The sequence below is a fragment of the Citrobacter sp. Cpo015 genome, from assembly GCF_030333035.1.
GTDB lineage: Bacteria > Pseudomonadota > Gammaproteobacteria > Enterobacterales > Enterobacteriaceae > Citrobacter > Citrobacter portucalensis.
In genome coordinates this window covers 790017-802005 of the sequence record NZ_JAOWGS010000019.1, presented here as the reverse complement: position 1 = coordinate 802005, position 11989 = coordinate 790017, and the positions used below count along the sequence as shown (strand labels likewise).

General features: G+C 47.6%; 11 protein-coding genes and 1 pseudogene. 4 read left to right on the top strand and 8 right to left on the bottom strand.

Annotation, left to right across the window (positions count from 1 at the left end):
* Positions 1-3: 3 nt before the first annotated feature.
* The 4 genes from OGY67_RS03940 to OGY67_RS03925 all read right to left on the bottom strand — a co-directional run bounded on the left by OGY67_RS03940 (position 4) and on the right by OGY67_RS03925 (position 4791).
* A complete protein-coding gene (locus OGY67_RS03940) occupies positions 4-999 on the bottom strand; it encodes an aldo/keto reductase (protein ID WP_048216225.1) in 996 nt (331 codons plus the stop codon).
* A 28-nt stretch (positions 1000-1027) separates the two neighbouring features.
* On the bottom strand, positions 1028-2407 hold the full coding sequence (locus tag OGY67_RS03935; RefSeq protein ID WP_053069329.1) for a PTS transporter subunit IIC: 1380 nt from the start codon (positions 2405-2407) through the stop codon (positions 1028-1030).
* Between the two features lie 13 nt (positions 2408-2420).
* Positions 2421-3275: an amidohydrolase family protein gene (locus OGY67_RS03930; protein ID WP_286573520.1), complete on the bottom strand. Its 855-nt coding sequence runs from the start codon at positions 3273-3275 to the stop codon at positions 2421-2423.
* Positions 3276-3795: 520 nt separating this feature from the next.
* A complete protein-coding gene (locus tag OGY67_RS03925; RefSeq protein ID WP_032943717.1) occupies positions 3796-4791 on the bottom strand; it encodes a LacI family DNA-binding transcriptional regulator in 996 nt (331 codons plus the stop codon).
* A gap of 174 nt (positions 4792-4965) precedes the next feature.
* Here OGY67_RS03925 and OGY67_RS03920 point away from each other — a divergent pair, with 174 nt between their 5' ends.
* The 3 genes from OGY67_RS03920 (at position 4966) to OGY67_RS03910 (ending at position 8705) form a co-directional block, all read left to right on the top strand.
* The gene (locus OGY67_RS03920) at positions 4966-6402 is read left to right on the top strand and encodes a glycoside hydrolase family 32 protein (protein WP_286573518.1); all 1437 of its coding nucleotides are present in this window, start codon (positions 4966-4968) and stop codon (positions 6400-6402) included.
* Between the two features lie 30 nt (positions 6403-6432).
* Positions 6433-7380, top strand: a complete 948-nt coding sequence (locus OGY67_RS03915; RefSeq protein ID WP_286573515.1) for a PfkB family carbohydrate kinase — start codon at positions 6433-6435, stop codon at positions 7378-7380.
* Between the two features lie 65 nt (positions 7381-7445).
* Positions 7446-8705: an MFS transporter gene (locus OGY67_RS03910; protein WP_239605288.1), complete on the top strand. Its 1260-nt coding sequence runs from the start codon at positions 7446-7448 to the stop codon at positions 8703-8705.
* Positions 8706-8781: 76 nt separating this feature from the next.
* Here the strand turns inward: OGY67_RS03910 and OGY67_RS03905 are convergent.
* The 4 genes and pseudogenes from OGY67_RS03905 to ycgZ all read right to left on the bottom strand — a co-directional run bounded on the left by OGY67_RS03905 (position 8782) and on the right by ycgZ (position 10317).
* Positions 8782-9333 (bottom strand): annotated as a pseudogene (locus tag OGY67_RS03905) (LuxR C-terminal-related transcriptional regulator).
* Positions 9334-9466: 133 nt separating this feature from the next.
* Complete coding sequence (locus OGY67_RS03900) at positions 9467-9733, bottom strand: biofilm development regulator YmgB/AriR family protein (protein ID WP_008784990.1); 267 nt, start codon at positions 9731-9733, stop codon at positions 9467-9469.
* A gap of 34 nt (positions 9734-9767) precedes the next feature.
* Positions 9768-10040, bottom strand: a complete 273-nt coding sequence (locus OGY67_RS03895) for a hypothetical protein (protein WP_286573509.1) — start codon at positions 10038-10040, stop codon at positions 9768-9770.
* A gap of 40 nt (positions 10041-10080) precedes the next feature.
* A complete protein-coding gene (ycgZ, locus tag OGY67_RS03890) occupies positions 10081-10317 on the bottom strand; it encodes a regulatory protein YcgZ (RefSeq protein WP_003833500.1) in 237 nt (78 codons plus the stop codon).
* Between the two features lie 318 nt (positions 10318-10635).
* On the opposite strand from ycgZ, the gene OGY67_RS03885 reads away from it, so the two are divergent.
* Positions 10636-11865: a diguanylate phosphodiesterase gene (locus OGY67_RS03885; protein WP_286573507.1), complete on the top strand. Its 1230-nt coding sequence runs from the start codon at positions 10636-10638 to the stop codon at positions 11863-11865.
* The last annotated feature ends 124 nt before the right edge of the window (positions 11866-11989 follow it).

The following is an 11989-nucleotide window of genomic DNA, read 5'->3' as shown; positions in this document are numbered from 1 at the left end:
TGCTTACTGAATACCAATGCTGGCCAGTTCATCCCACAATTCCTGCGGAATATCCCAGTTAGCCCAGGCAAAATTAGTCAACGCTTGTTCTACGGATTGAACGCCGCAGGTTACAGTGACCACATTTTGGTTTCTTAATGGGAATTGCAGCGCCGCAGCACCAATCGGTACGGCATGTTTTGCGCATAGCGCTTCTATCGCATTTACTTTTTCAATAACCTGCGCTGGCGCGGAACCGTATTCATACAACGCCTTCGATTTATCTTTCGCGACTAAAACTCCGGTAGCGAAAGGTGCGGCAACTGCCACCGAAACATTGTTGCTTTCACATTTAGCAAAGAACGCCTGGCGGTCTGTTTCCAGCAGGTTGTAGCGGTTGGCGAGCATTAAGATATCCGGGGCAGCGTTATCCATCACCTCCATCAGGATTGCCTCTTCATTCGCGCCTGCGCCCCAGGCTTTGATATCACCATTGCGCTTAAGCTCTTCTAGTGCTTTCTGCCCTGACTCACAGAAGGTTTTAAAATGTTGGCGTTCCAGTTCCGTATTGCCGTAGGTATAAGTACCGAGATCGTGTACATAGAGAATGTCGATATAACGGGTTCCCAGCCGCTGGATAGAGTTTTCGTATGAGCGCATGATGCCCTCATAGGAGTAATCAGCCTGTCGGTTAAAAGGGTTCTCATCATAAAAAAATTCCCCTGCTTCAAGGCCTGGCTCTTGTTTCCGGGATTGCAGCAGGCGACCAACCTTGGTGGACAAAACATATTCGCTACGCTCCAGTCCACGTAATCCCAGACCTAAACGCAGTTCAGAAAGTCCGCTGCCATAATGTGGTGCTGTATCAAAGTAGCGCCAGCCAACCTGAATGGCCTTATCAACAATGTCCATGGCTTCGTTATTGCTCAGCGTTCTGAATAAATTAGCCAGGCTGGCTGCGCCGAAGGTTAAAGAAGGTACACTAAGCTCTACACTTTTAATTGTATTTTGAGTAATCATAATATTCCCCTGATGTTTATCAGTATTCTTAGTCAACTTTGTTAGCAGTTAATGAGGCCGCAGTCGTTGATTTATTATTAATATTGAAAATCAACTTCAGCACATAAATAATAATCCCGGTCACTACGATAGAAAAAAGACACAATAGTGCAGGATTCATCCCTTTTAACAGTTCGAACATTTTGTAGAAGATATAAGATATAGCGTGTGAGCCACCATCAATTGATGAGGCCATCATCTCTTTTGGCACATTCAGTTGCGCCTTTTCGGCCAAAGCCTGCGACACAACAGCGAGATCCGAACCAAACCACAGGATCCCGCACACGATGACAATGCCATTAATTAATCCACGGAACATGTTTCCGTTGCATGCAACCGTGCCAAAGACAACAAATATCGGCAGATAAGGAATATCGGCGAATGGCATCATGGTATTAAAAGGCAAAATAGTACTAATTAGGATCGTGAGTGGCACCATCAAAATACCTACAGACAATACCGCAGGATTTTTAAAAGCAATTTCACCACTGATACCAAAATAAAGTGACTTTGTTGGAAAACGTTTCTTTACCCATTCAGAAGCAATTTCAGTAATCGGTACCAGACCACTGACCAGCACTCCCGCCATCGTCGGTAATAACACCATGACCGCAGCAAAATTCATCCCACTCTTAATAATATCGCTGAACGGTAGCGCGCCAAGCATACCGATGATCACCCCCAGAATGGCCCCCATCGCTAACGGACTACCAAAAAACCCTAGTTTGGCTTCAATTTTGCTGAGATTAAGGTCAATTTTGTTAATCAACGGAATGCGATCAATTACACGGTCCATTAAAAATGCCAGCGGGGCCCATGCGACGATCTCCGCCTGAGTAATGGTCACGTTTGGCGTGTCACAGAATTTCTGCACATGTGGGGCAATGTAATCGGCGATTTTTAGCGTAATAATAAATGTGATCCAACTTGCAAAAATCCCCATCCAAAATGAACCCGTCACCTGTTCAACGATGATTCCGGCAAATACAAAGTGCCAGTAATTCCAAAAATCAACGTTAAGGGTTTTGGTGGTATTGGTTGAAATCATCAACAAATTAGTGGCAAAACATAACGCATAAACAATCGGCAGAGAAAGCGCAGCCAGACTGAAGGCGCTAATTAACGGCCAGCCCAGATCCAATACTTCATAATGAAGATTGAGGTTTTTTACCATCGCTTCTGTCGAACTGCTGAGTGATGTCACCATAAAACCGATCAGCAACGAAAGACCGAGAAAACCAATACCTACCGTCATTGCATTTTTCGCCGCATCGGCAAGTTTCGCGCCAAATAGCACGGCAAATAAAAACATAATCATTGGAATGACCACTGCCGGGCCAAATCCGAGGATATATTGAACGACTTCCATAAGTGTCCCCCTGTTACTTTAATGAGTAAACCTTCTCTGCCACGCGATAAAAAAAGTTATCGCTGGAAAGAGCCTGGTGAGATTGCAGGTAGTTCAGATAAAGCCCTAAAGTGTCGGCGTACGGTAATGCCAGTAGAGAAACAGGCCAGTCAGATCCATACATCACTCGCTCATCACCAAATGCGGCAAAAACCGAGCTAAAATAAGGTTCAAGCTCCTGGCTCGCCTGCTCAGGTCCCGTCCAGCGGGCATAATCTGCTTCCGTGACCAGGCCTGATAGTTTGCAAAAAACATTGCTGTAAGCCTCACCAATCAACATTAACTGTTCACGCCAGCGGGTAATTTCCCCATCGCGAACTGCGGGTTTTGCCGCATGTTCGATAACAAAGGTCACTTCCGGACAAGCAGAGATAAGCTGGCTTGCCGCCTCCAGCTGTTGGTGCGTAACCAGCAGTTCATACACCAGCCCCTGCTCTCCAACGCACCGTACCCCCTGGATAAATTGCGGGGTCACTAAATGGCTCTCAGGCAAGCCCTGAGACATATAGCGGATCCCTTTCAGATAGCGGGATTTTCTCTGCAGTCTCTGCAAATCCTCTGCGATCCCAGCCCCGCGGTTTATATCCACCCATCCCACAACACCTTTTACTTCATCGTGATGCTCAGCTATTTCCAGCAGCCATTCGGTCTCCTCAATTGAAGGGATGGCTTGTACTAAAATGGCGCCTTCGATGTGGTTTTCAGCCAATACGGTCTGCAAATCGTCAATAAGAAAATCACGGCGAATTGCCTCCAGATCGTCTGTGATCCAGGCAAAATGTTCTCCCTGGCAATGCCAAACATGGTTATGGGTATCAATCACTTTCATACTCACTCTCTTGTATTTTAATTGTATACAATGAGAATACAATAAAAGTCTATGGTTAAAAGGCAACCACGGAATGCACTATCTGAGTACGGGATCACAATTTTCACGGTTTATCTGTAGGCTAAAAAAGGGACGTAAAAGCCTATAACCGCCGTAGAATCCGATGTCACTGGCTGAACTATTGCATGTGGTTAATGTGGTGGACGCTTGTACGTCCCGCTGAAGTTACAGAAGCAGAATGAGCAGAGAAGAGCTATGGATGGGTAAGTACGAACTAAAATCTAAACGTTTCGTAAGTTACGATGTATTGATACGTTAACATTAATAAATAACGGTTATTTTTTGAAACCCTAAATTACGACGAGAGTTTAATACACGCCGCAGCTTTGAGCCTTGCGCGCTAAACAGTGACTTAACAGTCCCCCCACGTTTCAGTTTTGTAACATCCACCAGAAAATTAGCGATACCCCCACATAATTCACACATTCTTCCGGTTGATGAAACGAAGCAGTTAGGTTAATCATATTGAGGCGCGCGGAAGCCAGGGGCTGTCTACCCGCACGGTATCCCGGTGATCGAGCCCCTGGATAAGATGCAGCGCGCTAAGACGACCGATTTCATAGTGCGGCAGCTGTACCGTTGAGAGCGGCGGCAAAAAAAGCTCGCCGGTGCCCACCATATTGTCATAGCCCAGCACAGCGACGTCCTGCGGAATGCGCAGCCCTCGCCCCAGCAAGAGCTGGTAGATAACAAAAGCCACGCGGTCGTTACCACACACCACCGCATCGAACATCGGGCGCGCGGCGCTCAGGTAATGCCCTGCAATCTCCGCCGCATCAATATGGTGGCGCTCGCCCGGCGGAAGATAGTGGTGGAACATTGCATCAGGGTCGACACCCGCTTCACGACAAGCCCTCTCCATTCCCGCCCGACGGCGATCGGTCGCCACAATTCCTTTCGGCAGGTGGATGCACAGCAGTCGGCGATAGCCTGCGGCCAACAGCGCTTTCACACCAAGATATTGCCCTTGTTCATCATCCGGAATATAGGTGGGAAAAGGGCCGCTTGTGCTTTCACAGTTCGCCAGCACGCAGCGATACTTATGCAGCTTTTCCGGTACCGGTACCTGGCGCAGTCCCATCGCGGTGTAGATAATACCGTCCGGGCGATGCGCCAACAGCAGATCAACCATTTTCTCTGGCTTGTCATTGCTGAACATATTCACCACAAAGCTATTCCAACCATGTGCCCGCGCGGTCTCTTCGATAGAGAGCGTTATCTCCACGGAAAATGGCGTAGTCATGGTGTCCAGCGCCAGCACCCCAATCGTGTTAGCTGTGGTTTTCGCACCACGAATTTTTTTAGCGGAGAGATCGGAGACATACCCCAGCGCATCTACCGCTTCCATCACCTTTTTATAGGTTTCAGGCCGTAGTCGTTCGGGCTCGTTAATCGCCCGCGATACGGTCATTAACGAGACGTTAGCCCGCTGCGCCACATCCTTTAAAGATGCCATACCCTCTCCTTCGCCGATGTTCACTTTGCCGGGGTCTGAAAATGCGATCTCGATAACGCCCGCAAAATGTTAACGTTAACTTTTGTGATTAACATCGATATTACCATCAAATCTGCGAGAAAACCGAGAATGTTAACGTTATCTTTTGATCAATTCACTTACAGGGACAAGCAAATGACGTCACTACTTTCCAAAGCCAACGAAGCCTTAAGCCAGCAGAAAGACCTTGTAAACCCGCGCTGGTATCCACGCTATCACCTGGCGCCACCAGCGGGTTGGATGAACGATCCCAACGGTCTGTCCTGGTTCGATGGTTACTACCATGCGTTCTATCAGCACTATCCGTGGCAGCCGGTCTGGGGACCAATGCACTGGGGCCATGCGCGCAGCCGCGATATGGTGAACTGGGAGCACTTAGCCATCGCACTGGCACCAGAAGGGCCGGAAGATAAAGACGGCTGTTTTTCCGGTTCAGCGGTGGTTGAAGGCAATAAGCTGGCTCTGATCTACACCGGACATAAGTTTGACGGCGAGGCGAAAGAGGAAAACCTGTATCAGGTACAGTGCCTGGCCACCAGCACCGACGGGATTCACTTTGAACGCCAGGGCATGATTCTGGATACCCCGCGAGGCGTACACCATTTTCGCGATCCGAAAGTCTGGCAAGAGGGAGACAACTGGTACATGGTGGTGGGCGCCCGGGTCGATGACGTGGGCGAAGTGCAGCTCTATCGCTCGCAAGATCTACAGCACTGGCAGTTTGCCAGCACGCTCGGCAGGGCCGATGACGGCATGGGCTACATGTGGGAGTGCCCAGACCTCTTCCCACTCAACGATAAGCTCGTCTTCATGTTCTCGCCGCAGGGCATCGCCGCAGACGGATACGATTGCCGTAACCTGTTCCAGAGCGGCTATATGGTCGGCGAATGGCAGGATAATCTCCATTTTCACGTCACCCACGCCTTCCAGGAGATGGATCACGGGCATGATTTTTACGCCCCCCAGTCATTTACCACCCCGGATGGGCGCCGCATCGTGATTGGCTGGCTGTCGATGTGGGAATCGCCAATGCCAGAACAAGCCGACGGCTGGGCGGGCATGCTTACCCTCCCCCGCGAGGTGACGCTCGATACCGATCAGCGGCTGCGTTTGAACCCGGTGAAAGAGCTGGAATTATTACGCGGTGAGCTTCATGTCTGGCCGGTCAGCGAACTACACAATCGCACCCTGATGGTAGAGGAGCAGGCGCACGCTATTGAAGTCGAACTGAGCCTCGATATCGCCCGCAGCAGTGCTGAAGAATATGGTATCGCGCTGGGTGATGGACTACGGGTCTACGTCGATGCTCAGGCACAGCGTCTGGTGCTGGATCGTCGCTACCCGCAGCATGGTCTCTCTGGTTATCGCAGCGTGCCGCTGCCAGTTGGTGACCGGCTGGATCTGCGCTTATTTATCGACAGCTCCTCGGTAGAGGTATTTGTCAATCACGGTGAATATACCCTTAGCAGTCGTATTTATCCTGAACCGGACGATCGCCAACTGACCTTATTCAGCCTGAACGGACACGCCATTTTTAATCAAGGGCATGCCTGGCCGCTCAGCGCCAAATAAACACCCGTCTTACTGCTTTGGGGAAAAATAATGACTATCTGGACGCTCGGAGACGCTGTGGTGGATTTATTGCCGCGCGACAATATGCAGTTTGAAGCCTGCGCGGGAGGCGCTCCCTTCAATGTGGCAATCGGCGTGGCTCGCCTTGGCCACGCCAGCGGTTTTATTGGCCGTGTGGGCAATGACACTTTTGGTCGCTTTCTGCATCAGACGCTGGAAACAGCGCAGGTGGATACAGGAAGTCTGGAGTTTGATGCACATCAGCACACCAGTACCGTACTGGTTTCACTGGCTCCCAACGGCGAGCGGCAGTTTGAGTTTTTGGTCAATCCGTCTGCCGATCAATTTCTCAGCCCGGCGAGCCTGCCCGACTTTGGCGCCGATATTCTGCACTTCTGCTCGCTGGCGCTGGTTGCCCCTGACTGCCGCGCCACCCTCGCCCAGGCTATGGCCGCATTGCGACAGACCGGCGGTACTCTGAGCTTTGACATCAATCTGCGTCCGCAGATGTGGAGCAACGAGATGCAGATGTTTGACCTTGTCAACGAGTTTGCCCGGCAGAGCGACATTCTGAAGATGTCGGAAGAAGAACTGCTGTGGCTAACGCAGACCAACTGTCTCAGTAGCGCCTGCGAACGTCTGGTTGATTTTCCTGCACGCCTGAAAATCGTCACCCGCGGTGCCGACGGCGCTATCGCTTTCTGGCAAAACAGCAGGCTAACTTTAAGCGGCTATAACGTCGAAAGTATCGATACCACTGGCGCCGGTGATGCCTTTATGGCCGGGTTGCTGGCGGCACTCGCCGAGGAAGGCTGGCCCAAATCGACGTCAACGCTACTTCCACTTATCGAGCAGGCCAGCGCTTGTGGTGCTCTGGCGACCACCCGGCGTGGCGCGCTAAGCGCGTTTCCCGACAACCAACACCTGAGCAGCTTTATTCAGTCACAACCGTCGCTACGGAGGACGATTACCCCGTAATAAAGCGCACTCGTTACGTCGTATCAGAAAGACCTTACAATGACCTGATCTGGATTGGAAAAATCATGAAGATAAATATGCCGTTCAGTAATGACAAATATCGGTACTCGTCCGGGTATCTGCTTTTTTTCTTTGCCGCCTGGTCGTTGTGGTGGTCTTTTTATGCGATATGGCTAAAAAATAAACTTGGCCTGTCCGGAACGGAGCTGGGAATGCTGTATGCCGTAAACCAGTTCTTTAGCATGCTGTTTATGCTGGTCTACGGTTTTCTGCAGGATAAGCTCGGCACCCGTAAACACCTTATCTGGCTGATGGGGATAGTCATCACGCTCAGTGGCCCGTTCCTGATTTATGTTTACGAACCGCTGCTGACCTCCAACTTCAAACTTGGTATGGCGCTGGGAGCCATTTTCTTTGGCCTTGGCTACCTCGCGGGTTGTGGTCTGGTAGAAAGCTTCGTCGAAAAAGTGAGCCGCAAATTCAACTTTGAATTCGGCACCGCCCGCTTGTGGGGATCGCTTGGCTACGCCGCAGGGACATTTGTTGGCGGTATCTTCTTCAGCATCAACCCACACATTAACTTCTGGTGCGTATCGGTAATGGGGGTGTTATTCCTGTTGATTAACGTGTTGTTCAAAACCAACTCACCCGCCCCATCTTCTGTAAAAACGCGCGCTCCTGAACCCAACGCGCTGACCCGAAATGATTTTCTCACTATCTTTAAAGATACGCAGTTCTGGTTTTTCGTTATCTTTGTCGTCGGCACCTGGTCGTTCTATAGCATCTACGATCAGCAGATGTTCCCGGTGTTTTACGCCAGCTTATTTGACGATCCCGAACTGGCACCACGCGTATACGGCTATCTCAACTCGGTACAGGTCTTTATGGAAGCCGTCGGTATGGCGCTGGTTCCATTCCTGATTAACCGCATCGGGCCTAAATCCGCATTGCTGCTGGGTGGCACAATCATGACCTGTCGAATCCTGGGTTCAGCACTGTTCACCGATATCTATATTATCTCCTTGATTAAAATGCTTCATGCGCTGGAAGTTCCACTGTTTGTTATTTCAGTGTTTAAATTCAGCGTAGCGAATTTTGACAAACGCCTGTCATCAACGATATATCTCATTGGCTTCAATATCGCCAGTTCCATTGGCATTATCGTGCTGTCACTGCCTGTCGGTAAGTTGTTTGATAAAGTGGGCTATCAGGAAATCTTCCTGATTATGGCCAGCATTGTGGTAATAACGCTAATATTTGGCTATTTCTCGTTGAGCAAAAAGCATCATCAGCAGAAGATGGGAAATGAACTGGTGACAGAGTAGCGAAGTTTAAAATATATCGGACAGGGCCATTGGCCCTGTCGTATCCCCCAACAGTAAGTACGAACTGTCGATTTATTCAGGCATGTTCCAGCCAGTTGCGGAATATTTTCGCTCGCAGTATTCCCTGAAAATCAATCAGCCCAGAACAACCAAGCTTCTTGATCAGATTCTGCCTGGCCTGGTAAATCGTTTTTAAATGTAGATTTAACAAAGCGGATATCTCAAAAATAGTTCGCCCCTCCCCTAACTGCGTTAAAATATATTTATCTCACGCAGTCAGAGAAATATTTAGTTCCGACTGATTGTCGTGTATACCGCCAGAACGAGTAATATCAATAATAAATTGCTTGAATGTGGCAACGCTAACATCTATTGGCAGTCTGTAAAGTGATAAATCATTGAGATATCTGTACAGATGACCATCAATCAGCAGTACCAGACGATGCGTTTTCAGATCGTAATTTTGCCTTTTTACCGCCTCAAAGTGATTGGCGGTGAAAAAAACCAGATGCGTCTTATCATCTTCGAAAACAATATCTGCAAGAATATTCTTTAGCCCTTGCCTGATAAAAATATCATCAATCCATAACTCTGCGTTTCCAGTGTGTTCCTGAACGATGTTCATCATTATGGCCTCAATGAAAAATCACAATTGTTCTAGAGAGGGTGCTATGTATAGTCTTAATCAAAAAAATGCTCAGCATGAGTGCTTTCAGCATATAACAAAGGTACTGTACATATTATATTAACATGAAGACTTTTTAGACGTCGTCAGCTGTGTAGCGCAGCACTATTTCCAGGGTTTTTCTGATAACATCTGCCTGGACAACGTCAACTGTTGATTCCAGAGAACTAATCAGGCTTAAAATGATGTTTTTATTATTAACATTATCACCTGCCAGAATTACATTTGTTACCGCCTGTCCCAATACCACAGACTCATCTGCTAATAGCTCACCTGCATTATGGAAGTAACTTGATAAAGCTTTATCCGTCATTACACTGTGGACATTAATTTCATGAAGCATGGTAACCTCGCTTGTATAGTCTGGAAGATTATCTTTAATGTAATTTAGGGTTTTTGCTGGCACTGAAAGCACTCTCATCTCTGGTTTTATCCGGTTTTCTACTTATCTTCCCCGGATTAATGTTTGTAAAATCATTGATAACGCTGTCAATTAATTGCTTGCGTGTGCCATCTATTTCACTGGCCTGCATAAGTCGCAATTGCTTAATCACTGCGGCTAACGAAACGTCTGTATGCATTCGCAAAATTTCTAGCACAGCCAAACCTGTAATTTTATGTTTCAGGCGTTCACTATCAGTTTTCTTCATAACTCCTTCACTACTTACCCCTATAAGTAAGGGGTTTATTTTATTCAAAAAGCAGACCAATTAACGCATTGTAATGTTTCTGTTCTTTCTCCCCGGATGCTTTTTCAAGACGGCACAGAAGCTTGGTGCAAAGTGATTTGCGGTTCAGATTTCGTCCATCCTTGAGTATCTCAGTGACGATTTCTCCCAATGTTTCCTGTTGAGTTGGCAGATGCGCCTTCGCAAAGTAACGAGAAATCGCGCTTGCAGTATCAGTGCGAACGGTATGCTGCTGCATGTCATGCTCCTGTAACAAAATGCTGGTGAATATTAAGTTTTATAACAGTAGCAAAGTTGTACCAAAAATGTGTACAACACGAACCATCAATTTTTATCAAAAAGTGCTAAATCAATACAATCAGTAAGTTAGATAAATATCAATTTACATAAAATCAAATTCAGTTGTACAATTCACTTCGTTTAACGAATGAATTCGATCTGTTTGAGGGTCTTTGTTTGTAAAAATAAAGTTAGAATAATGTATTAAAATCAGGACATAAGCTGGTTTGTTTGATACTGTCCATATCTCTTCCCTTCCCTTGATCCCGGACTGTCCATGCTCACGACCATTATTTACCGTAGCCATCTACGTGATGACGCCCCCCTCAGAGCGCTTGAGGATATGGTGACAGCCGCAAATCTAAAAAACCGGCGATCCGATGTTACGGGGATTTTACTCTTTAATGGCCGCCACTTTTTCCAACTGCTTGAAGGACCTGAGGAGCAGGTAAAAGAGATTTATCGTTGTATATGTAACGATCCACGGCACCACAATATCGTTGAGCTGATGTGTGATTACGCGCCTGCGAGAAGATTCGGAAAGGTGGGAATGGAGTTATTTGATTTACAAAAACATGAACGCAATGACGTCCTGCAAGCGGTACTTAACAAGGGAACATCAAAATTTCAGCTCACCTATGATGACCGGGCATTACAGTTTTTCCGCACATTTGTCCTTGCGACGGAAAAATCGAGTTATTTTGAAATACCTGCGCCTGATTACTGGAGTTTTATTACCGACAACTCTTGTACTCTCCTGGATGAAAGCACACTCCAGTCCAGTATCGATTTCAGCTTTGCTTTTCAACCCATTATCGATCCTATGTCGCAGCGCGTCATTGCTCTGGAAGCACTTATTCGTGGTAGAGACGGTGAAACGCCCGCAACTTATTTTGGCAACTTAAATCCTGAAGAACTGTATACCGCGGATCTGCAGAGCAAAAAGACTGCTTTTGCAATGGCAAGCGCGCTGGGACTTAACGACAAAATGCTGTCAGTCAACCTGCTCCCCATGACCCTGGTAAACAAACCCGATGCAGTCAGCTTTCTGATAAACGAAATCGCGGCGCACGGACTGGTGCCTGAACAAATCATTGTAGAGTTTACCGAAAGCGAAGTTATATCGCGCTTTGATACGTTCGCGCAGGCCGTAAAGTCACTCAAGGCTGCGGGGATCTGTGTGGCGATAGATCATTTTGGGGCAGGTTTTGCCGGGCTTCAGCTTCTGTCTCGTTTTCAACCCGACCGAATTAAGATAAGCCGCGAGCTGATCACGGATGTGCATAAAAGTGGACCAAGACAGGCCATCATTCAGGCAATTATAAAATGTTGCACTTCACTGGAAATCATGATTTCCGCAGTCGGCGTTGAAAAACCTGAAGAGTGGATGTGGCTTGAGTCCGCAGGTATTGAAATCTTCCAGGGTAACCTTTTTGCACAAGCCTGCCTGAATGGTATTCCGTCTGTTGCATGGCCAGAGAAAAATGATTTCTCAGCGTCAAAATAACTAACACATTGTTATAAATAAACAATCACAACAACCGCCCTCATGCTGAACATAAAAATTCAGCATTTACTCCCTGCGTGATAGTAAAGTAAATCTTAATTTTGCTAGAATCCTCTGTATGTTT

Excerpts from the sequence above, each read along its gene's own strand:
- OGY67_RS03940 (WP_048216225.1), bottom strand. The coding sequence starts at position 999 with ATGATTACTCAAAATACAATTAAAAGTGTAGAGCTTAGTGTACCTTCT.
- OGY67_RS03935 (WP_053069329.1), bottom strand. The coding sequence starts at position 2,407 with ATGGAAGTCGTTCAATATATCCTCGGATTTGGCCCGGCAGTGGTCATT.
- OGY67_RS03930 (WP_286573520.1), bottom strand. The coding sequence starts at position 3,275 with ATGAAAGTGATTGATACCCATAACCATGTTTGGCATTGCCAGGGAGAA.
- OGY67_RS03925 (WP_032943717.1), bottom strand. The coding sequence starts at position 4,791 with ATGGCATCTTTAAAGGATGTGGCGCAGCGGGCTAACGTCTCGTTAATG.
- OGY67_RS03920 (WP_286573518.1), top strand. The coding sequence starts at position 4,966 with ATGACGTCACTACTTTCCAAAGCCAACGAAGCCTTAAGCCAGCAGAAA.
- OGY67_RS03915 (WP_286573515.1), top strand. The coding sequence starts at position 6,433 with ATGACTATCTGGACGCTCGGAGACGCTGTGGTGGATTTATTGCCGCGC.
- OGY67_RS03910 (WP_239605288.1), top strand. The coding sequence starts at position 7,446 with ATGAAGATAAATATGCCGTTCAGTAATGACAAATATCGGTACTCGTCC.
- OGY67_RS03900 (WP_008784990.1), bottom strand. The coding sequence starts at position 9,733 with ATGCTTCATGAAATTAATGTCCACAGTGTAATGACGGATAAAGCTTTA.
- OGY67_RS03895 (WP_286573509.1), bottom strand. The coding sequence starts at position 10,040 with ATGAAGAAAACTGATAGTGAACGCCTGAAACATAAAATTACAGGTTTG.
- ycgZ (WP_003833500.1), bottom strand. The coding sequence starts at position 10,317 with ATGCAGCAGCATACCGTTCGCACTGATACTGCAAGCGCGATTTCTCGT.
- OGY67_RS03885 (WP_286573507.1), top strand. The coding sequence starts at position 10,636 with ATGCTCACGACCATTATTTACCGTAGCCATCTACGTGATGACGCCCCC.